This is a genomic window from Rhodococcus sp. NPDC056506 (assembly GCF_042794945.1).
Classification (GTDB): Bacteria; Actinomycetota; Actinomycetes; order Mycobacteriales; family Mycobacteriaceae; genus Rhodococcus_F.
Genome location: NZ_JBHTSW010000051.1, coordinates 20,924 through 43,005 on the forward strand (window position 1 = coordinate 20,924; position 22,082 = coordinate 43,005).

Sequence of the window (22,082 nt, forward strand, 5' to 3'; positions counted from 1 at the left end):
CTCTGAAGTGCCTGAATTCACTTTAATCACGTGCTGATCACGCGAGGTCGTATGCGGTCTCTGCGTGTTCGGTCTCGTCGATGCCGCGTGCCTCGTCCTCGGCCGAGATTCGCCAGCCCAGGGGCTTGAGCGCGAAGCCGATAATCGTCGTCAGAACGCCGGTGAAGACGAGTGCTGCGAGTGCGATCACGATCTGAACCACCAGTTGCTTGTAGTCGCCGCCGTAGAAGAGGCCGGTTGCGGTGCCGAAGAATCCGATACCGATCGTGCCCCACAAGCCGGAGACGAGGTGAACACCGACGACGTCGAGCGAGTCGTCGAAGCCGAAGCGGAACTTCAGGCCGACTGCGAGAGCAGACAGGATGCCGGCGACAGCGCCGAGGAAGATGGAACCGACCGGGTTGAGCGCACCGGCAGCCGGAGTGATGGCGACCAGACCGGCAACCGCACCGGATGCTGCGCCGAGGCTGGTGGCGTGACCGTCACGAATACGCTCGGTAGCGAGCCAGGCCAGGACTGCAGCACACGTCGCGGTGGTCGTGTTGACCCAAGCAAGACCGGCGTTACCGTCGGCGGCGAATGCCGAGCCGGCGTTGAAACCGAACCAACCGAACCAGAGCAGTGCGGCGCCGAGCATCACGAACGGCAGGTTGTGCGGACGGAAGGCGGTCTTGCCGAAGCCGAGACGCTTGCCGACGATGAGGGCGAGAACCAGACCGGCCATACCGGCGTTGATGTGAACGACTGTGCCACCGGCGAAGTCGATCGGAGCGACGTTGGCGACGGTGACTCCGTCATCGTTGACCGTGGTGCCGAAGAGCTTTGCCGCGATGCCGTCCTCGGAGCCCGAGAGGAGTCCGCCGCCCCACACCATGTGTGCGAGGGGGAAGTAGACGACGGTGACCCAGATACCCGAGAACAGGAGCCAGGTGCCGAACTTGACTCGCTCGGCCAGGGCGCCACTGATGAGGGCGGTTGTGATGATCGCGAATGTCACCTGGAACGCGATGTCGATGACGTTGGGGTAGCCCCACGCGCCGGCGATGAAGTTGCCGTCAGCATCGGTGATGCTGTTCTTGAGGCCGAAGAACTCGAACGGGTTGGCAAAAATGCCCCCGATGTTCTCGGTGCCGTAGGACATCGACCATCCCCACAGAACGTAGATGACGCCGATGACGGCCATGGCCCCGAAGGACATCATCATCATGTTCAGGACGGACTTGGACCGAGACATCCCGCCGTAGAAGAAAGCGAGGCCGGGTGTCATCAGCAAGACCAGAGATGCAGCCATCAGCATCCATGCGGCGTTACCGGAGTTCGCCAACAAATCGTCGGTACTCACTTACTACCTCCTAGTCGCACGTGCCGGGCAGCACGTCGTTAAGGAGAAGAGTGCTGGGCTGGTGTTTCGTCCATGGCGCTGTCGCGTTTCGCAGACGTGAACCAATTGCCCAACTTTGTTGCAAACAGGTTTCGCCAGGGGGTTCTACCGACCCTGTGCGCCTTTTCGGTAGTTCGCGCTACCAAAAAGGCGCACGGGGGCGTCAGCCCAGGAGGGCGTCGACGAACGCACCCGGCTCGAACGGCGCCAGGTCGTCGGCACCTTCACCGAGGCCGACCAACTTCACCGGCACACCCAGTTCATGCTGAACCTGGAAGACGATTCCGCCTTTGGCAGTTCCGTCAAGCTTGGTCAGTACGACGCCGGTGATGTCCACGACCTCCGCGAACACTCGAGCCTGCGCCAGTCCGTTCTGGCCGACCGTCGCATCGAGAACCAGCAGAACGTCGTCGACCGAGGCCTTCTTCTCGATGACCCGCTTGACCTTGCCGAGCTCGTCCATCAGGCCGGTCTTGGTGTGCAGGCGGCCGGCGGTGTCGATGAGGACCACGTCCACGCCGTCCGCGATGCCCCGTGAGACCGCGTCGAAGGCAATCGCAGCGGGATCGCCACCCTCCTTGCCACGAACAACTTCAGCGCCGACACGCTCAGCCCACGTCTGGAGCTGATCGGCGGCGGCCGCGCGGAACGTGTCCGCGGCACCGAGCACGACGCGACGACCGTCCGCGACGAGCACGCGAGCCAGCTTGCCGGTGGTGGTGGTCTTGCCGGTCCCGTTGACACCGACGACGAGCAGAACAGCCGGGTGATCGTCGTGCGGCAGTGCGCGAATGGAACGGTCCAGTTCGGGGCGCAGTTCGGCGATCAGCACCTCGCGAAGTAGTGCGCGGGCGTCAGCTTCGGTGCGGACACTGCGGGCCGCCATCTGCTCACGAAGCTTGGTGACGACTTTCTCGGTGGTCGCGGAGCCGAGGTCCGCGATCAGAAGGGTGTCCTCGACTTCTTCCCACGAATCCTCGTCCAGATCGCCGCCACCGAGCAGACCGAGCAAGCTCTTGCCGACCGCTGACTGCGAGCGGGAGAGGCGTCCGCGCAGACGGTCCAGCCGGCCCTCGGTCGGGTCGATCTCGTCCAGCACGCGCGGTGCTGGCACGACAGGCTCGGGTACAACTACCGGTTCGGGAACGACAACAGGTTCGGGAACGACAACAGGTTCTTCGACAACCGGCTTTTCGGTTACCTGCTCTTCTACTACCGGCTCTTCTACTACCGGCTCTTCGGCAACCGGTTCCTCGACGACGGCCGGCTTCTCAGCGACAGGTTCCTCGACAGCCGGTTCCGCAGCAGCCGGCTTCTCGACAACCGGTTTTTCGACAACCGGTTTTTCGACGACTGGTTCTTCAACTATCGGCTTTTCGACAACGGGCGGCTTCTCCGCGACCGGAGGTGTCGGAACCACCGGAGGCGGCGCCGTCGCCGTGGACCCCTGACTGAAGTTGAACCCGCCGCCGGCCTTGTAGCCGCCTGACTTGTCCTTCTCGGGGGCGCCGAGCTCCGGCTTCGTCTCGGGCGCCTTCAGCGACACCTGCCCCTTGCGGTAGCGCAGGAATCCGGCAACGAGAACGACGAGTAGTACGGCTGCTACAGCCGCGATGATGATCCAAGCCTGGGTAGTCACCGGCCCATTGTTTCAGGCTCCGAGCCGGAAAGTGAGCAGGGCTTACGTAGAGGCCATGTCTTGACCGCGAAGTCGCTGCGAAATCACCGTGGTGATTCCGTCGCCGCGCATGCTGACTCCGTACAACGCGTCGGCGATTTCCATGGTCGGTTTCTGGTGGGTGATCACGATCAACTGCGACTTCTCCCGCAATTGTTCGAAGAGTCCGATCAGCCGCCGCAGGTTGGTGTCGTCCAACGCCGCCTCCACCTCGTCCATCACGTAGAACGGGGAAGGGCGAGCCCGGAAGATCGCGACCAGCATGGCCACCGCGGTCAACGACTTCTCTCCGCCCGACAGCAACGACAACCGCTTGACCTTCTTGCCGGGCGGACGCGCCTCGACTTCGATGCCGGTAGTGAGCATGTCCGAGGGGTCGGTGAGGACCAGTCGCCCTTCTCCCCCGGGGAACAATTTCTCGAATACTCCGACGAACTCACGCTCGACGTCGGCGTACGCCTCGGTGAATACCTGCAGAATTCGCGCGTCCACGTCTGCGACCACAGCAAGAAGATCCCTGCGAGCAGTCTTGACGTCTTCGAGCTGAGTGGAGAGGAAGGTGTACCGCTCTTCGAGGGCCGCAAATTCCTCGAGCGCGAGCGGATTGACCTTGCCGAGGGTGGCGAGGTCTTTCTCTGCTCGCTTGGCTCGACGTTCCTGAGTGGCTCGGTCGTACGGAAGCGGAGCAGGGGCGGTGACCTGCTCGCCGCGCTCCTTCGCCTGTTCGTACTCCTCGATTTCGAGCGCCGTCGGCGGCAATTCGACTTCCGGTCCGTACTCGGCGATCAGATCGTCGAGCCCGATACCGTACTGATCGAGGATCGACTCCTCGAGTTGTTCGATGCGCAACGCTGCCTGAGCCTTGGCGACCTCGTCGCGATGGACGGCGTCGGTGAGCGAAGCGAGTTGTCCGGTCAGTGCTCGGACTATCTCGCGGACCTGATCCAGTTTGGCCGTGCACTCGGAGCGGGCCCGAGCCAACTCGTCGCGGTGAGCAAGAGCCGCAGCGACGACGGTCTCGAGTTCGGCCGCCACACGTTGTCCCGATTCGGCGACGGCAGCTGCAACCTCCGCCGCGTGCGCCCTGGCGCGCAGAGCCCGTTCGGCGCGAATTCGCGCTTCTCGTTCGGCGGCCGCGGCGCGGCGAAGCGAATCAGCCTTTCCGCGAACGGATTCCGCACGTTCTTCGGCGGTGCGCACCGCAAGGCGAGCATCCATTTCGACGATGCGTACTTCCGCCAGCGCTGCTGCGGCCATTTCACGGTCGGCTGCGGTCGATTCTGCGCCGTGTCCCGGTGCACTGCCGTCGGTTTCGGCAACGCGCAGTCGTTCCTCCAGATCCGCGAGCTTGGTCAGCGACTCACCGCGTCCCTCCTCGGCACGCACTCGCTGGGCGGTCAGCCGATCGGATTCCGCGTGGGCGACTCGTGCTGCCTGCCCCAATCTGCCCAGCTGCTCGTAGATGGCGGACATGGCGGCGTCCGACTCGTTGAGCGCGGCCAATGTCTGCTCCGCGGTCTCGCGTCGAGCGGCCTGTTCGGCCAGGGCGCCGGACAGCGCAGCGTCGAGTTCCTCGGATCGGCTCTCCGTTGCCGCCAGTTCCGCTGCGGACGCGTCGATCGCCGCCTGCACCTCCAGCGTGCTCGGTTGCCGATCCGAGCCGCCGATCATCCACCCCGGACCGTGCAGATCACCGGAACGCGTCACTGCACGAATTCCCTTGTGGTCGGCAACAACTCGAATCGCGTCATCGAGCGTCTCGACCAGCACGACGCCGTCGAGGATGGCGGTCAATCCGGCACGCAACTCGTCAGGGCAGTCGATGACGTCGACGGCATGACGACTACCCGGCGCGATCTCGGCCTCGCGCTTGATCGCCGGCTCACCGCTCACGATCAGTGATGCACGCCCACCGTCCTGATCGGCCAGCGATGCAACAGCCGACCGAGCCGAGTCCAGCGACTGCGCCACGACGGCGTCCGCTGCCGGTCCCATCGCGGCGGCGATCGCGGCTTCGTAACCTGGTTCGACGTGGATCAATCCGGCCAGCGAGGTGATGCCGTCGTCACGCCGGTGTTCGAGCAGCCAACCGCCACCGTCCTTGCGCTGCAAGCCCATCGACAGCGCCTCGACGCGCGCACGGAGCGAAGCGATACGTTGCCCGCTCGTCTTTTCTTCCTCGCGAAGTTCCTCGACGCGCGCGTCGATCATCTCGAGAGCTTCGATGGCGCGTTCGTGATTGGTGTCGAGGCCGACTTCACCGGCATCGAGATCCCCGATGCTTTCCTGCACCGTGTCGAACTCGGCCTGTGCGGCATCCCCACGCAGGCGAGCCTCGTCGATCGCTTCGGTCAGCCGAGACACTTCCGCGTCGACGGATTCGACGCGGGTACGCAGAGTGTCGACCTGACCGGAGAGTCGAGCGAGACCTTCGCGCCGATCCGCGACGGCGCGGACTTCCGCCATGTGCGCCCGTTCCGCCTCTGCTGCAGCATCTTCCGTGGCTGCCAGCTGCTCACGAGCTGCTTCCGATGCCGCTCGCGCGATCTCGACGCCTTCGAGGAGTTCGGCTTCCTCGGCCGCAAGACGTTCGGCGCGCGCCTCCATCTCGTCCGGGTCCTGGCCTCGGTTGCCGACGGGTTCGGAGTCGAGATGCCGTGCACGTTCGCGGGCGATGCGCACGGTGGCGTTGACTCGTTCGGCAAGCGCGGAGAGCTGGAACCAACTCTGCGCAGCGGCTTCCGATCCCGGAGTCAGACGAGCGAGGGCTTGCTCTTGTCGCCCGAGTTCGAGATTGGCCCCGTCCAGCGCAGCCGCTACCTGGTTGTGCTGTTCGCGAGCCGCTTTCTCGTCCTGCGCCTGGTCGTTCAGTTGCGTTCGACGGGTCACCAGGTCGTCAGCGGCCAGTCGCATCTTGGCATCACGGAGGTCGGCCTGGACCGTCTGCGCTCGCCGGGCGACCTCGGCTTGGCGTCCCAGCGGTTTGAGTTGCCGACGCAGTTCCGAGGTGAGGTCACTGAGCCGAGCGAGATTGGCCTGCATGGAATCGAGCTTGCGGACCGCTTTTTCCTTGCGGCGGCGATGTTTGAGGACTCCGGCGGCTTCTTCGATGAAGGCGCGTCGATCTTCGGGCCGGGATTCGAGGATCGCGGCGAGCCGTCCCTGCCCGACGATGACGTGCATCTCGCGGCCGATACCGGAGTCGCTGAGCAGTTCCTGGACGTCCATCAGACGGCAGGACGAGCCGTTGATCTCGTACTCCCCCGCGCCGTCGCGGAACATCCGGCGCGTGATCGACACCTCGGAGTACTCGATCGGGAGCGCGCCGTCGGCGTTGTCGATGGTCAGGGTCACCTCGGCGCGGCCCAGCGGCGCCCGACCAGAGGTCCCGGCAAAGATGACGTCTTCCATCTTGCCGCCGCGCAAGGCCTTGGCGCCCTGCTCGCCCATCACCCAGGTCAACGCATCGACGACGTTGGATTTACCCGAGCCGTTGGGGCCGACGACGCAGGTGATCCCCGGCTCGAACCGAAGAGTCGTTGCCGACGCAAAGGATTTGAATCCCTTGAGTGTCAGACTCTTGAGGTGCATGGGGGGAAACTTTACCGCCAAACCGGTCAGCGTTCGACGAACCCTGTCAGGTCGCCCCTGGCGGGGTCCCAGCTGTCGACCACAAGATCCACCGTGCCCGGGGTAGTCCCCGAGCGCAGTAATTCCAACAATCGCTCGAGTTGCGTGCGTTCGCCTTCCGCCACGACGAGCACTCGACCGTCACGCTGGTTGGACGCATATCCGATCAACCCGAGTTCGAGAGCGCGGGCCCTGGTCCACCACCGAAATCCGACGCCTTGAACGTATCCGTGAACCCACGCCGTCAACCGCACAGGCGCTGTCTCAGCCATGGCGCTCAGCCCGCCACACGTTCGAGACGGTGAACCTCACCCAGGAAACCGGTGGTGTAGAGCGAGTTGGGATCCCAGCCCGGACCGGCGCCGAACTTGACCGCGGATGTGAACGGCAGACCCGAGGCGATCTCACACGAAGATCCCGAATCCGGATCGACGCGAACAACTTTGCCGCCGGCATTGAAAGCGACGTACAGCGCGCCGTCCGGTCCGACGGTCAGATCGTCCGCCATGTTTGCCGGACCGAATCCGGGGAGCGTGATCGTCCGCACCGGCCCGCCCAGATCGTCTGCGTCGAGGACATGGACGGCGGTTACCATGTCGAAGGTCGTGCTCACGTAGATCGCCGACCCGGAGCGTGCGAGGCCGTCGACGGTGCCGAGGTCTTCACGAACGATCGAACTGGTTCCGTCACTGTTGACCACCGTGAGCCCCGGCCTGGTGAGTGTGCGAGCAGTGAGGAAGCGGTTACCGTCCAGCTGCACAAGCCCGTTCGGCATCACCAGACCGTCGGCAATCGTTGTCACCGATCCGTCTGCGACGTCGACCTTGCGAAGGCTGCCATCTGCGATTCCGAACAGTCCCGAGACAGTCGAGTTGCCCGTGGTGAAGTACACGGATCCGTCACGCGCGACCAACCCGCCAGGTCCGGTGACGTCACCGACCAAAGTTGTCCGTGTTCCGTCCGGAGTCACTTTCAGCAGTGCACCCGGCCCGATCAGAGCCGACTGCGACAACACCATCGATCCGTTGCCGTCGAATTCGAGATTCTCGAGCATGCCGGCGCCAGTCGTCACGACGCTCGACGTCCACGACCCGCAACCACCGGCCGAGCCGTCGACCGGGACCGAGGCGTGCGCCGGAGCACTCACCGCCACAACGGAACCCAGTGCGATCGCAGCGACAATGCTGCCCGCGCGAGACATCAGGCTTCCGTGTCGAACGACAGAGTGACCTTGGTTCCGGCCTTGAGAGTGCGCCCGACGGTGCATACCTTGTCCACGGAGCGCTCGACGAGAGTGATGAGGCGCTGCTGTGCTTCGGCATCCAACTCGCTGAGATCGAGTTCGAGGACCTCGTCGAGCTGCGGGTAGACCTCGTTCTCCCGATCGGCGGCGCCGGACACGCGGACCGTCGCGTCGTAGTTGTCACCGAGGCGGCGAGAAATCGGGAAGTCGGAGCTCATACCGGTGCACGCGGCGAGCGCGATTTTGAGCAGTTCGCCGGGCGTGAAGACTCCTGGAACCGATTCGGAGCCGATGAGAACCTCTGCGCCGCGCGAACTCTTGCCGGTGTAGAGGCGGGTTCCGGTGCGTTCGACCCAAAGCTCCGTGTGAGCGGGGGCGGTTGCAGCGTTGTCGGGAGTCTGTTCAGCCATGACGCAATCTTGCCACTCCGCCGAACCGGAGGGGCGGGAGACCTAGGCGATTCGCCTTGCCCTCGGGGTCGGCTGACACCGCGGGCAACTGAACGACGATCGATTCATGAACTTCTCACGCTTGATCGGCGCGCCGCATCGCGGGCACGGAAGATTTTCCTGCCCGTACGCCGACAGTGACCGGTCGAAGTAACCGGACTCGCCGTTGACGTTCACGTACAGAGCGTCGAAGGATGTACCGCCCTGATCGAGCGCTTCACCCATCACTGAGTGTGCCGCGGTCAACAGCTCTCGAAGTTTGGGCCTGGTAAGCGTTTCGGCGATTCGGTTGCCGTGAATCTTTGCGCGCCACAACGATTCGTCGGCGTAGATGTTTCCGATCCCGGAGACCACGGTCTGATCGAGAATCGCACGCTTGATCTCGGTGTGCTTGCCCCGCAGGACTTTCACGACGGATTCGAGATCGAATGCACCGTCCATGGGATCGCGCGCGATGTGCGCCACCGACTCGGGCAGCATCGTTCCGTCGACCTCGACGAGAGGTGAAATCGACCAGCCACCGAAGGTTCGCTGATCGACGAATCGAAGATCCGCTCCGGAATCGAGGGCCAACCGAATACGTAGGTGCTTTTCCCAGTCGACTGTCGGGGGTTGGACCAACATCTGTCCGCTCATCCCGAGATGAACCACCAGCCCGACACCGGCAGGCTCGAGAACCAGCCACAGATACTTGCCGCGACGCTCTGCCGAAGCGATGGTCTGCCCGGTGAGTTGGCCGATCAAGTCCTCGGAACCGAGAACGTGGCGCCTGATCGCGCGGGGATGGAGGACCTCGACAGCCACGATCGCCGCACCTACAGCATGAGACTGCAGGCCGCGGCGAACGACTTCGACTTCGGGAAGCTCAGGCAAGAGTGAACTCAGCCGGCAAGATCAGGCGCGTCGTCGGCAGCGACTGCGGTAGCAGCGGCATTCTCCGACATCGTCTTCCATGCCGAACTTGCTGCCTTCTGCTCGGCTTCCTTCTTGGAACGACCGACACCGACACCCAAGGGTTTGCCACTGATGAGAACGGTGGCCGTGAATTCCTTGTCGTGATCGGGTCCGGTAGCGGTGATCTCGTAAACGGGAACTCCGGCACCGTGTTCTGCGGTCAGTTCCTGCAGACTCGTCTTCCAATCCAGACCCGCGCCCAGAAGCGGTGCGCGAGTGAGCAGATCGTCGAACAGATCGAGGACAACGCGTCGCGCAGTCTCGATGCCGTGCTGCAGGTGAATGGCGCCGAGAATCGACTCCATGCCGTCGGCGAGGATGGACGGCTTGTCACGGCCGCCCGTCATTTCCTCGCCCTTACCCAACAGCAGGTGTGCTCCGAGTCCACCTTCACCCAGAGTCCTGGCGACCTCGGCGAGTGCATGCATGTTCACCACGCTGGCACGGATCTTCGCCAGATCACCTTCGGATTTGTCCGGGTGGGACAGGTAGAGATTTTCGGTCACCGTGACGCCGAGAACGGAATCCCCGAGGAACTCGAGGCGCTCGTTCGTGGGCAGTCCGCCGTTCTCGTACGCGTACGAGCGGTGCGTGAGAGCCAGGGTCAGAAGACCGGGCTCTATATCTACGCCGACAGCGGCGAGGAGCTTGTCGTGATTGCCCTCGCCGCCGGCGGCTGAAACTGTATTTTCGCTCGTCATAGTCTTTCTCCGGGGAGAACTAGACAGCAGCGGTTACCTGGCGGCCCTTGTAAGTACCGCATGACGGGCATGCGATGTGGGGAAGGGTCTGCTCGCCACAGCCACGGTTGGGGCAGGTAACGAGGGTGGGCACAGTGGTCTTCCACTGGCTACGACGCGACCGCGTGTTGGATCGCGACATTTTGCGCTTGGGGACAGCCACTTCTACTTCTCCTCGGCTTCGGTGATCACAAGATTTTCGCTGGTGTTTGATTCCACGCCAAATTTGGCCGCGAGACCAGCCCAGCGAGGATCAAGTATGTCATGCCCATGCCCAGATTCCGCAATCGCCAGGCGAATGCCACATTCTGAGCACAATCCCAGGCAATCGTCACTGCACAGAGGCTGGAGCGGAAGCGCCAGCCCGACTGCATCGACGATGACCGGTTCGAGGTCGATTTCGTCGTCTTCGACCGCGTAGACCTCTCCCTCTTCCGTCGTCTCCTCGGTGGTGCTGTCCGGGTAAGCGAACAACTCCGTGAGATAGATGTCCACAGTGTCGGTGAACGGTTCGAGGCACCGCGAGCACTCACCCTTGGTGGGTGCGTGCACGTTTCCGGTGACGAGAACGCCTTCGGACACTGCTTCGAGACGAAGATCGAGATCTATGTCCGCGCCCGCTTCGATCGCGATCAGATCGAGACCGATACGGTTCGGGGACTGAATTGTTCTCTCGACGGTACGCATCGACCCTGGACGACGACCGAGCTTGACCGTGTCCAGCAAAAATCCCGCATCACTTGACTGATGCGACGAACTACGACGATGCGTTGACAAAGAGAACTCACCTAACTGTTGAAACTGGTATGGGCAACCACTCCACAATACGGCAGCTACAAGGCAAATCCCAATTCCGTCCACGAAAAAGTGGGCCGCCCCATATCGGACGACCCACCCTCGACTGTCTGATCCGCTCTAGCGGCGCCGCTCCGAACGACGATCGTCGTCCTGGTAATCGGGAACTCCCGAACCCGTTCGAAGCTGCTGACGACCACGCCCGACCGATCGAACGGTTCCCGTGAGGAACTCCTCGAACTCGGCCAACTTGGTGTCGACGTACAGGTCGCACTCCGAACGCATCCGATCGGACTCGGCGTGAGCGGCATCGATCACCCGCGCAGATTCCGCGTGGGCTGACTGGACAACCTCGGTCTGGGAGACCAGACGAGCCTGCTCTGCCGTTCCCTCGGCCACCGAATGGTCGTACGAAGCCTGGCCCGACTCGATCATCCGATCGGCCTCGGTACGAGCCCGTCCGGTCACTGCGTCGTACTCACGCCGGCCGTCAGTGACAGTGCGTTCCGCTTCTGCCTCTGCGTCCTCGACCAACTGATCGGCGTGTGCACGTGCTTCGGCAACCATGCGATCGGCCTGAGCCTTGGCGTCGGACAGAATGCGGTCGGCGTCGTCGCGTGCGTTCTCCACAGTCGACGTCGCCTCGGCGTTGGCGCTGCTGACGGTCTTCTCCGCGTTGGCTCGCGCGTCACCGACCAATTTGTCCCGATGATCGAGGACGTCCTGCGCGTCGTCCAACTCGCTCGGAATTGCGTCCCGGACGTCGTCGAGAAGCTCGAGTACGTCGCCGCGAGGCACAACACACCCTGCGGTCATGGGAACACCGCGCGCCTCTTCGACAATTGCGACCAGTTCGTCCAGTGCCTCGAATACGCGGTACACAAGCAACCCCAATCTCTTACCGGCCGAATTCGGCCCACATCGTCACCGGTCCACTCGGACCTGTGCCCGTTCCTGTCCAAGTTTGCCGGAAGAACGGCCAACGGGGTGTCGTCGTGGTCGGTGTGTCGGGGATCAGCTGTTTTCTGCTGCTCGTTCGGCGATACGCGCGAGTAGCCGAGATTGCACCTTGGCCGGGAGCATGTCGGAGACGTCGCCACCGAAGGTCGCGACTTCCTTCACGAGAGAACTCGACAGGTAGCTGTAGGTCGGATTCGTGGCGACGAAGAGCGTGTCGACGCCTGTGAGCTTCTGATTCATCTGAGCCATCTGCAGCTCGTAATCGAAGTCGTTCGCGCCGCGCAGACCCTTGACGATCGCGCTGAGGCCTTCTTGTTTCGCAAAGTCGACCAACAGTCCGTGCCACGACGTGACCCGAACGTTGGGCAGGTGACTCGTCGCGTCTTCGAGCATCTCGATCCGCTCGTCGATCGTGAACATGCCACGCTTGCTCTTGTTGATCAGCACGGTGACCACGACCTCGTCGAATTGCGCAGCAACTCTTCCGATTACGTCGAGGTGACCATTGGTCACAGGGTCGAAGGATCCGGGGCAGACGGCGCCAGTCATGAGTCCAGACCGTAGCAGGTGGCCAGCTCGATGCGAGCTTCACCGTAGTTCTTCGCCTTGATCGGCTCGTAGCCCTGCGGCCACACGGTCTCCGGCGAACGCGACGAACGTTCGAGTACCACGATCGTGCCCTCCCCCACCCATTTGTTGACCTGCAGATCAGTGAGCATGGACACGACGGCCTCGTCGGTCACCGCATACGGCGGGTCGGCGATGACTATGTCGTATTCGCGCGCGCTCGGCCCCGACACCACGGCCGCGACCGGAGCGGCGCGAACCGTCGCCCCCGGCAACGCGACAGTGCTGATGTTCGCCTTGATGACGGCAGCGGCTTTGGCATCGGATTCCACGAGAACGACGTGCTCGGCTCCACGTGAGAGCGCTTCGAGGCCGAGGGCACCCGAACCCGCGAAGAGGTCGAGAACCGCGCACCCTTCGAGATCGATGCGCGCTTCGAGTGCACTGAACAACGCCTCGCGAACCCGATCCGACGTCGGACGGGTGCCGCTCGGCGGGACTCGCAGGCGTCGACCGCCCGCGAGTCCCGAGATGATGCGAGTCACTCTGCGGCGCTCTCCCCCGTCGAGACGACTACCAGCAGGTCTCCGCCCTCGACCTGCTGAACAGCGCTGATCGCGATCCGCGAAACGACGCCGGCACGGGGCGAGGTGATCGCCGCTTCCATCTTCATCGCTTCGATCGTGGCCACGGTGTCGCCGGCCTCGATCTTCTGGCCTTCCTTGACCGCGAGCGTCACGACGCCCGCGAACGGTGCCGCCACGTGGCCCGGGTTGTTCTTGTCGGCCTTCTCCGCCACCGGCACGTCACTGGCAATGGAGCGATCGCGGATCGAGACCGGACGCAGCTGGCCGTTCAGGATGCACATGACAGTGCGGTAGCCGCGCTCGTCGGGCTCGGAAATCGCTTCGAGACCGATGATCAGTTCCACGCCGGGAGCCAATTCGACGCGGTGCTCGTCGCCGCGCCGCAGACCGTAGAAGAACTGGTTCGCCGACAGTCGCGACGTGTCGCCGTACTTCTCGCGGTGCTCGAGGAATTCCTTTGTCGGGCCGGGGAAGAGCAGACGGTTCAGCGTCGCCTGACGGTCCTTCGACGAGCCCTCCAGCAGTACCTCGTCCTCGGCGGAGAGCGTCGCTTCGGGCTTGGCCTGGCCGCGGCCTTCGAGCGCCTTGCTGCGGAACGGTTCCGGCCAGCCACCGGGAGGCGTACCGAGTTCGCCGCGCAGGAAGCCGACCACGGAGTCGGGAATGTCGAACTTCGCCGGATCTGCGGCGAACTCCTCCGAAGGCACACCGGCACCGACAAGATGGAGCGCGAGGTCGCCGACAACCTTCGACGACGGCGTCACCTTGACCAGATGCCCGAGCATGCGGTCTGCGTCGGCGTACTTGGCTTCGACCTCTTCGAACCGGTCGCCGAGGCCTAGAGCAACGGCCTGAGTACGGAGGTTGGAGAGCTGACCACCCGGAATCTCGTGCGTGTACACGCGTCCCGTCGGGGCCGGTAGCCCGGATTCGAAGGGCGCGTACACCTTTCGCAGCGCCTCCCAGTACGGCTCGAGGTCGCACACGTTCTGCAAGTTCAGTCCGGTGTCGAACTCGGAGTGCGCAGCAGCGGCGACGATGGCCGAGAGCGCAGGCTGGCTGGTGGTTCCGGCCAATGCCGCCGAAGCACCGTCGACTGCGTCGGCGCCCGCCTGCCACGCGGCGAAGTACGTGGCCAACTGTCCACCGGGGGTGTCGTGCGTGTGGACGTGAACCGGCAGATCGAAGTTGCTGCGTAGCGCCGTCACGAGCTTGGTGGCCGCCGGAGCGCGCAGCAGGCCGGCCATGTCCTTGATCGCGAGCACGTGAGCGCCGGCATCGACGATCTCTTCTGCCAACTTCAGGTAGTAGTCGAGCGTGTACAGCGTTTCGTTCGGATCCGACAGATCGCCGGTGTAGCTCAGCGCCACCTCGGCGAGAGCCGTTCCCGTCTCACGCACCGCGTCGATGGCAGGGCGCATCTGGTCGACGTTGTTGAGCGCGTCGAAGATTCGGAAGATGTCGATGCCGGTGTCGGTGGCTTCCTGGACGAATGCGCGCGTGACCTTCTCCGGATAGGGCGTGTAGCCCACCGTGTTTCGTCCGCGAAGGAGCATCTGGAGGCAGATGTTCGGGATCGCTTCACGGAGCGCGGCGAGCCGGTACCACGGATCCTCGTGCAGGAAGCGAAGTCCCACATCGTACGTCGCGCCGCCCCAGGCTTCGATCGAAAGCAATTCCGGGGTCAACCGAGCAACGTGCCCGGCAACTCCGAGCAGTCCGCTGGTTCGAACTCGCGTGGCCAACAAGGACTGATGCGCGTCGCGGAAAGTGGTGTCGGTGACGCCGACGGCCTTCTGCTCACGCAGTGCCTTCGCGAAACCTTCGGGACCGAGTTCGAGCAGACGCTGGCGGCTGCCGGCGGGCGGCGGCGTCGAAAGATCGATCTTGGGCAGTTTGTCCTGCGGGTACACCGAAGAGGGACGCTCGCCGTGCGGCTTGTTGACCGTCACATCGGCGAGGTAGGTCAGGATTTTGGTGCCGCGGTCGGCGGAGGAACGCAGGGTCAGCAGCTGCGGACGTTCCTCGATGAAGGAGGTCGTCACTCGTCCGGCCCGGAAGTCCGGGTCGTCGAGAACCGCCTGCAGGAACGGAATGTTGGTCGAGACGCCACGAATACGGAACTCGGTGACCGCGCGGCGAGCCCTCGCGACAGCGGCTTCGAGGTCGCGACCGCGGCAGGTGAGCTTGACCAGCATCGAGTCGAAGTACGCTCCGACCTCGGCACCGAGCGTCGCGCCGCCGTCAAGGCGGATACCGGCACCGCCCGGGGTGCGGTACGCGGTGATCCGGCCCGTGTCCGGGCGGAATCCGTTGGCCGGATCCTCGGTCGTGATGCGGCACTGCAGCGCCGCTCCGCGCAGCTTGATCGTGTCCTGTGACAGACCCAGATCTGCAAGCGTCGAACCGGACGCGATCTTGAGCTGCGACTGGACCAAGTCCACGTCCGTCACTTCTTCGGTGACGGTGTGCTCCACCTGAATTCGCGGGTTCATCTCGATGAAGACGTGGTTGCCGCGCTTGTCGAGGAGGAACTCGACAGTGCCGGCGCACGTGTACCCGATCTCCTTCGCGAAAGCGACGGCGTCGGCACAGATCTTGGCGCGCAACTCTTCCGAGAGGTTGGGGGCCGGAGCAAGCTCGATCACCTTCTGGTGGCGACGCTGCAACGAGCAGTCACGCTCGAAGAGGTGGATGACGTTGCCCTGCTCGTCGGCGAGGATCTGCACTTCGATGTGCCGGGGGTCGATGACGGCCTGCTCGAGGAACACCGTCGAATCGCCGAAGGCCGACTCCGCTTCGCGCGCTGCGGCTTCGATCGATTCCTTGAGCTGTGAGCGTTCCGCAACGCGGCGCATTCCGCGTCCGCCGCCGCCGGCGACAGCCTTGACGAAGAGCGGGAAGGTCATGTCCTCGGCTGCTGCGAGCAGCTCGTCGATGTCCGCTGACGGTTCCGAAGACGCGAGCACCGGGAGACCGGCGGCTTTGGCCGCGGCGATGGCGCGTGCCTTGTTACCGGTCAACTCGAGGATCTCCGCGGAGGGACCCACGAACTTGATGCCTGCCTCGGCGCACGCCGCCGACAGATCCGGGTTCTCGGAGAGGAAACCGTAACCGGGGTAGATGGCGTCGGCTCCGGCGCTCTTTGCGGCGGCGACGATCTCCTCGACCGAGAGATACGCGCGAACGGGGTGGCCCTTCTCCCCGATCTGGTAGCTCTCGTCTGCCTTGAGACGGTGGATCGAGTTCCGATCCTCGTACGGGAACACCGCGACGGTTCCGGCACCTAGTTCGTAGGCGGCACGGAAGGCACGGATCGCAATTTCGCCGCGGTTCGCGACGAGCACTTTGGAGAACATTCGAGAAAACTACCCCGATTTCATCTTGCGTCTACATGCGGAGTCTCATATTTCGGACTGAATCGAGAAACCAACCCGGCAGTCCTCGTGCTATTCGATTTCAGCTTGTCGTCATACCCGTCACGACTTCTCGAGGTACTCGATCCGGTCGGAGTCCAGCGCGGCGGTCACCATGGAAGCCAGGGCGGGATGACCGTCGAGCGATGGATCGTCGTCGACGATTCCCTGGGCGAACTCCCGGGCGGATTCGAGGATGTCTCCGTGTGCCATGAGAGAAAGCAGCCGCAGGTTCGAGGTCGTGCCCGACTGCGCAGCTCCGAGGATGTCGCCTTCGCGCCTGGTCGCGAGGTCGAGCTGAGCCAGTTCGAACCCGTCGTTGGTGGCGGCCACCGCGGAGAGTCGCTCGTATGCCGGCCCGCCGGGATTGCTTCCGGTGACGAGAATGCAGAGTCCCTGATGCTTTCCACGGCCGACACGACCACGCAGCTGATGGAGCTGACTGACACCGAACCGTTCGGCATCGACGATCACCATCACCGTCGCGTTCGGGACGTCCACACCGACTTCGACGACGGTCGTGCAGACAAGGACGTCGATGTCACCGACGTTGAACGCGCTCATGACGACGTCTTTTTCGTCGGAAGGCAGTCGACCGTGCAGCAATCCGACTCGCAGATCGGCCAGCGGGCCGCTCGACAGCTCCTCGAAGACGTCGACCGCCGACTTGGTCTCCGGCTGCTTCTCCTCAGTGAACTGGTCTTCGCCTGCGCCCTGCTCACCGTCGCCGATCCGCGAGCACACGACATACGCCTGGCGGCCGTCGGCAACGTCCTCCCGAATTCGTTCCCACGCGCGATCCACCCACTGCGGCTTCTGCTTTGCAGGCACGACGTTGCTCTTGATCGGAGTACGCCCACGCGGTAGCTCCCGCAGGGTCGATACCTCGAGATCGCCGAGCACCGTCATGGCGATGGTTCGCGGAATCGGCGTTGCCGTCATCACCAGCAGGTGCGGACTCAGGCCTTCACGTGCCCGCGATCGCAACTGATCACGTTGCTCGACGCCGAAGCGGTGCTGCTCGTCGACCACGACCATCCCGAGGTTGAAGAACTCGACGTTGTCCTGGATGAGCGCATGGGTACCGATGACAATCCCGGCGTCGCCGGTCACGGCTTCGAGCAGCGCTGCGCGTTTCGCGGCCACCGGTAGCGAACCGGTCAGAAGGGCGATACGGGTGGAGTGTTCGGCTGAACCGAGCTCACCACCTGCGGCCAGCGGACCCATCATCTTGCGCAGTGATCGCGCGTGCTGATTGGCGAGGACTTCGGTGGGTGCGAGCAGCGCGCACTGATAGCCCGCGTCGACGACCTGCAACATCGCGCGCAAGGCCACGATCGTCTTGCCGGACCCGACCTCGCCCTGAAGAAGCCTGCTCATCGGGTGTGGGCGGGCTAGGTCGCTGGAGATCTCCGCCGCGACTGCCTGCTGTCCCTCCGTCAGCGTGAACGGGAGCATCTCCTCGAATTGGTCAGCGATCCCGCCGGCAACCGCAGTGCAGGCCGGAGCTACACGCTCGGAGTTGTCGTGACGCCGCATCGCGAGGACCAACTGCAGAGACAGAGCCTCGTCGAAGCGCAGACGATCCTGTGCACGTTCGATGTCTTCCTTGGTATCGGGAAGGTGCACGGTTCGCAGAGCTTCGTCCAAGCCGATGAACCCGTGCTCGGCCCGAGTCTCGTCAGGCAGCGGCTCCTCGATCGGATCGAGTTGGTCGAGTACCTGCCGCACGCACCGCATGATTGTCCAACTCTCGACCTCGCGGGTCGCCGGGTACAGCGGGATCAATGCCCGGTCGAAGACGGAGAGATCGAGTTCTGCGCCGGGGTCCTGATTTGCGCGAGCCAGACCGGCAAGGTCGCCAGCCCCCTTGATGGATGCCAGAGGAACCACTGAATCCTCTTCGCCGACACGAGGTTCCGGGAGGATCAGGTAGCTCGGATGAGTGAGAGACCACTTCCCGCGGAAGTACTTGACCGTCCCGGAGAACATCGCCCGCACGCCGGGCTTGATGACGTGACGCACCTTCTGCGGATTGAAGAACGTGACGTCGACGGTCTGCGAATCGGTCGCGAGCGAGACCCTCAGCATCTGTCCTGGACGGTTCTTCATCTTCACGACGGCTGCCGACGCCACCCGCGCGATGATGGTGATGTGCTCGCCCTCGGGCGGCTCTTTCTCGGCAAGTTCCTTGCCTGCCGACGCGTACCGGTGTGGGTAGTGACGCAGCAAGTCCTCGACGATCCGGATCTCGAATGCCTCGTCGAGCGCCTCCGCGGTCTTCTTTCCCAGCAGCCGATCGAGTGGGTCGCCGAGCGTCGCCATCAGTTCCTCCAGCACAGTGTCGCGGTAAGCACAGGTGTTCGTATATCAGCAGTCACCGACAGACTCGGTCCGATCACTCCACGCCCAACTGGAACAGGTCACCGGGCTGATCACCCTGATACACGAGTACGTCCACACCCGGGTGGTGCGCGATCACGTGGGCCTCCAACTGTGCTGCCAGGTCGTCCGGTGCGTCGGCCCCCATGAGAAGGGTCACGAGTTCACCGCCGGATCCGAGCGCAAGATCGACCAATCGCGCACTCGACTCCGCGACATCGGGACCGATGAGCACCACCTCGTGACCCATCAACCCGATGGCGTCCCCCGGATCACACGTCCCGACGTAGGTCAGCGAGCGCTCGACGGCAATACGCAAAGATCCCCAGCGCGTCGCCGCTGCAGCCTCGGACATCGTGAAGCCGTCGTCGGCAACGTTGCGCTGGGCGTCGTGAACGGCGAGGGCGGCCAAGCCCTGCACCATCGACGACGTCGACAGCAGCAGGACCTGGTGAAGCGGATCGCGTGCAGCGGCACTGACTGCGACCAGTTCCTGAGCGGTCAAAGCTCCGTTCGGCAACACCAGGACTTCGCTTCGCTCCATCTGACGAATGCGGCCGAGCAGCTGCGCGCGTGTGACCGGCGCATCGTCGCAACGAAGAACGGTCGCGCCCTCACTCTCGAACAACGCCGACGCGCTTTCACCGGCGACGACGGCCAGAACACCGCGTGCGCCGGCGCCCGGGAATCGCCTCTCCGCCCGTGCCACCAGCTGGTCGCGTTCGTCGACGAGAAAACTGCTGATGCGAATGCCGTGGACCTTTCCGGCCTCGAGGCCTGCTTCCACCGCCGCGCCGGCATCGCAGCAATGTACGTGCACGGACCAGCCGCCGAAGCCGTCGCTGACGATGACCGTCGAATCCCCGAGGACGGAGAGTCGCGTGCGCAGCGCCGCCATCCGATCGTCGTCGGAGTCGTCGACGAGGTACATGACCTCGAAATCCTGCTCCGAGTGATCACCACATTCGATCGGGCTCTTGTGAGCCCAATCGTGATCGAATGCGCTGACATCGACCACGGAGGTCGAGCGCAGGTCCGGTGTTCCCAGATCCTCGCGGACCTGAGACTTCCCGGTCACCACCTCGACAAAGGCGTCGAGGATCAGAACGAGACCGAATCCCCCGGCATCGACCACCCCGGCGGACGCCAGAACGTCCAGTTGCTCCGGCGTCTTGTTCAGTGCGACCGCAGCGGCGTCGGCAGCGGCGGCAACTACGGAAGCAAGGTCCTCGCCGCTCGGCGTCCTCGTATCGACGCACTCTTGCGCTGCTTCTCCCGATGCACGCAGAACTGTGACGATGGTGCCTTCCACCAGATCGGAGACAGCCCGTGAGGCCAGCGTCGTCGCCGTAGTCAGTGAGTTCGCGAAGCTGCGGCCGTCGATGTGCTCGCCTTGAACGCTCTCGGCGATACCCCGGATCACCTGGGAGAGGATCACTCCGGAATTGCCCCGGGCGCCGGAGACGGCGCCCCGAGCCAGAGCGTTGGCGACGCGGCCCGCACTGCGGACGTCGTCCTCGATCGTCTCGGCGGAATCGAGCGCGGCCCGCATCGTGAACAACAGATTGGTGCCGGTGTCCGAATCAGGGATGGGAAAGACGTTGAGGCTGTTGATCTCTCCGCGACGTTTCTGGAGGCTGTCGACGGCCCGGCGGGCCCAGCGCCGCAGCAGGTGTCCGTCCGCGACGGATTCTGCTTCCTCGGCGACGCCTTGTACTTCCCCCACTGACGGTTCCCCTCGACGATGGAAAGGCTGACGATGAAAAAGAGATCGGTGATCGGTGCAGTCGAGGGTAGTCCGACGCTTCTGCGCAACCGTCATTACCGGGCGGTTTGGCCGTTCGGGCCGGAAGCGGTTACTCTTACACGGTTGCCTCGAACGGGCTACACGAAATAATGCTGCACTTTGTTTGTTGCTGATTGACTGTTTTCACGTTCGGCTGCACAGTGAGCGGTCAAGGATCGGTTCGAAGTCGAGTATATTCGGATTGTAATTCTGGCTGCCCTACCGTGTAGGGTAACCACTTCAATATTCATTTCTAACAAGGAGTTCGCGACTATGGCTGCCGTCTGCGACGTATGCGCCAAGGGGCCCGGCTTCGGTAAGTCGGTCTCGCACTCGCACCGGCGTACCAATCGTCGCTGGAACCCGAACATTCAGTCTGTTCGTACCGAGGTTGCCCCGGGTAACACCCGTAAGGTCAACGTGTGCACCTCCTGCCTGAAGGCAGGCAAGGTCGCTCGGGGCTGATTGCCCGAGCACAAACTATTGCAGGCTCTGCCCCCGTCACTTCGGTGACGGGGGCAGAGCTGTATCTATGTGGCTGTATCAATATGTCCCCGTGTTTCGTATGGCTGTCAGACACCCGTAATGTGCGTTGAGTGACTTCTATCGATGACCTGAGCAAGGTGACCCTCGACGAGGGCGTACTCCGCATCACCATTTCCACCGCCGCCAACGGCACCTCCCTCGACGACGAAGGACTGGTTCAGGGCGCGCAGGCGCTCGAGACAGTCGGAAACGACATCGGGAGCATCCTGCTGGTCGGCGAAGGCGCAAACTTCTGTGCCGGAGGCAACGTCCGTGCGTTCGCCGCAGCCCCCGACCGCGGCGAGTACGTGGCCGAAGTTGCCCGCGTCTTCCACGTGTTCGTTCGCGCGCTCGACGCCGCGACCGCCCCAGTGGTGGCCGGGGTCCACGGATGGGCTGCCGGCGCCGGAATGAGCCTGGTCTGCCTCGCCGACGTCGCAATCGGCGGCACTGGCACCAAGCTTCGTCCCGCCTACCCCTCCATCGGTTTCACCCCGGATGGCGGAATGTCATGGACGCTCCCCCGCATCGTCGGCGTGGCACGCGCTCGCGAAATTCTTCTCAACGATTCGGTGATCGGTGGCGACGAAGCCGTCCGGCTGGGGATCCTCACCCGGCTCGTCGGCGACGACGAGGTTCAGGAAGAGGCAGCGCGCCTCGCCCGCGCCTTGGCCAACGGACCGAGCACGTCGTACTCGGGAATCAAAGCGCTGCTGCGTTCGTCGCGGACGAACTCGCTTGCCGAGCAACTCGACGCCGAAGCCGCGTCCATCGCCATCGCGGCGAACAGCCCCGTCGGCCGCGAGGGTGTCGACGCGTTCGTCGACAAGCGTCGCCCCGATTTCACATCCGCAAAGCAGGCGTAATCGAATTGCCGTGGGGGGCCGCCCGGCGCCACGCGAGGGCCCGCCCGATCTTCGGGCAGAAGTCAGTGGAAAAACAGTAAAAAAGGACCCGCGCAAAAATCCGACCGGGCGCAGCAAAGAACC

The 22,082-nt window shown here is 63.8% G+C and carries 18 protein-coding genes; 2 read left to right on the forward strand and 16 right to left on the reverse strand.

What is annotated here, in order from left to right; genetic code table 11:
• Window positions 1-37 precede the first annotated feature (37 nt).
• The 16 genes from ACFQ6H_RS26600 to ACFQ6H_RS26675 form a co-directional block, all read right to left on the reverse strand.
• Window positions 38-1,297, reverse strand: a complete 1,260-nt coding sequence (locus ACFQ6H_RS26600; protein ID WP_042450902.1) for an ammonium transporter — start codon at window positions 1,295-1,297, stop codon at window positions 38-40.
• Between the two features lie 247 nt (window positions 1,298-1,544).
• Entirely contained in the window at window positions 1,545-3,020 is a 1,476-nt protein-coding gene (gene ftsY / locus ACFQ6H_RS26605) for a signal recognition particle-docking protein FtsY (RefSeq protein ID WP_378649590.1), read from the reverse strand.
• A gap of 42 nt (window positions 3,021-3,062) precedes the next feature.
• Window positions 3,063-6,650, reverse strand: coding sequence for a chromosome segregation protein SMC (smc, locus tag ACFQ6H_RS26610; protein ID WP_378649592.1), 3,588 nt, complete (start codon window positions 6,648-6,650; stop codon window positions 3,063-3,065).
• Between the two features lie 26 nt (window positions 6,651-6,676).
• A complete protein-coding gene (locus ACFQ6H_RS26615; protein ID WP_230812898.1) occupies window positions 6,677-6,961 on the reverse strand; it encodes an acylphosphatase in 285 nt (94 codons plus the stop codon).
• 5 nt (window positions 6,962-6,966) lie between these two features.
• Window positions 6,967-7,890 (reverse strand): SMP-30/gluconolactonase/LRE family protein, encoded by a 924-nt coding sequence (locus ACFQ6H_RS26620; protein ID WP_378649594.1) that lies wholly within the window; start codon window positions 7,888-7,890, stop codon window positions 6,967-6,969.
• A complete protein-coding gene (locus ACFQ6H_RS26625) occupies window positions 7,890-8,342 on the reverse strand; it encodes an OsmC family protein (RefSeq protein ID WP_317555137.1) in 453 nt (150 codons plus the stop codon). The genes ACFQ6H_RS26620 and ACFQ6H_RS26625 overlap by 1 nt, the downstream gene beginning before the upstream one ends.
• 42 nt (window positions 8,343-8,384) lie before the next feature.
• Window positions 8,385-9,254 carry a bifunctional DNA-formamidopyrimidine glycosylase/DNA-(apurinic or apyrimidinic site) lyase gene (mutM, locus tag ACFQ6H_RS26630; protein WP_378649596.1) on the reverse strand — a complete coding sequence of 290 codons (870 nt, stop codon included), beginning with the start codon at window positions 9,252-9,254 and terminating at the stop codon, window positions 8,385-8,387.
• A gap of 8 nt (window positions 9,255-9,262) precedes the next feature.
• Window positions 9,263-10,036 carry a ribonuclease III gene (gene rnc, locus ACFQ6H_RS26635; protein ID WP_378449558.1) on the reverse strand — a complete coding sequence of 258 codons (774 nt, stop codon included), beginning with the start codon at window positions 10,034-10,036 and terminating at the stop codon, window positions 9,263-9,265.
• Window positions 10,037-10,055: 19 nt separating this feature from the next.
• Entirely contained in the window at window positions 10,056-10,238 is a 183-nt protein-coding gene (rpmF, locus tag ACFQ6H_RS26640; RefSeq protein ID WP_007729318.1) for a 50S ribosomal protein L32, read from the reverse strand.
• A gap of 2 nt (window positions 10,239-10,240) precedes the next feature.
• The gene (locus tag ACFQ6H_RS26645; RefSeq protein WP_007729319.1) at window positions 10,241-10,801 is read right to left on the reverse strand and encodes a DUF177 domain-containing protein; all 561 of its coding nucleotides are present in this window, start codon (window positions 10,799-10,801) and stop codon (window positions 10,241-10,243) included.
• A gap of 189 nt (window positions 10,802-10,990) precedes the next feature.
• On the reverse strand, window positions 10,991-11,752 hold the full coding sequence (locus tag ACFQ6H_RS26650; RefSeq protein WP_230813222.1) for a DivIVA domain-containing protein: 762 nt from the start codon (window positions 11,750-11,752) through the stop codon (window positions 10,991-10,993).
• Between the two features lie 132 nt (window positions 11,753-11,884).
• On the reverse strand, window positions 11,885-12,379 hold the full coding sequence (coaD, locus tag ACFQ6H_RS26655; protein ID WP_378649597.1) for a pantetheine-phosphate adenylyltransferase: 495 nt from the start codon (window positions 12,377-12,379) through the stop codon (window positions 11,885-11,887).
• Complete coding sequence (gene rsmD / locus ACFQ6H_RS26660) at window positions 12,376-12,942, reverse strand: 16S rRNA (guanine(966)-N(2))-methyltransferase RsmD (protein WP_378649598.1); 567 nt, start codon at window positions 12,940-12,942, stop codon at window positions 12,376-12,378. Before rsmD ends, coaD begins: the two co-directional genes overlap by 4 nt.
• The gene (locus ACFQ6H_RS26665) at window positions 12,939-16,343 is read right to left on the reverse strand and encodes a pyruvate carboxylase (protein WP_378449561.1); all 3,405 of its coding nucleotides are present in this window, start codon (window positions 16,341-16,343) and stop codon (window positions 12,939-12,941) included. Before ACFQ6H_RS26665 ends, rsmD begins: the two co-directional genes overlap by 4 nt.
• Before the next feature lie 120 nt (window positions 16,344-16,463).
• Entirely contained in the window at window positions 16,464-18,725 is a 2,262-nt protein-coding gene (gene recG / locus ACFQ6H_RS26670) for an ATP-dependent DNA helicase RecG (protein ID WP_378649599.1), read from the reverse strand.
• Window positions 18,726-18,798: 73 nt separating this feature from the next.
• Window positions 18,799-20,508 (reverse strand): DAK2 domain-containing protein, encoded by a 1,710-nt coding sequence (locus tag ACFQ6H_RS26675; RefSeq protein ID WP_378631286.1) that lies wholly within the window; start codon window positions 20,506-20,508, stop codon window positions 18,799-18,801.
• A 333-nt stretch (window positions 20,509-20,841) separates the two neighbouring features.
• Here ACFQ6H_RS26675 and rpmB point away from each other — a divergent pair, with 333 nt between their 5' ends.
• Together rpmB and ACFQ6H_RS26685 are read left to right on the forward strand one after the other, a co-directional pair.
• Entirely contained in the window at window positions 20,842-21,033 is a 192-nt protein-coding gene (rpmB, locus tag ACFQ6H_RS26680) for a 50S ribosomal protein L28 (protein ID WP_003942669.1), read from the forward strand.
• A gap of 131 nt (window positions 21,034-21,164) precedes the next feature.
• Window positions 21,165-21,959, forward strand: coding sequence for an enoyl-CoA hydratase-related protein (locus tag ACFQ6H_RS26685; protein WP_230812869.1), 795 nt, complete (start codon window positions 21,165-21,167; stop codon window positions 21,957-21,959).
• Window positions 21,960-22,082: the final 123 nt, after the last annotated feature.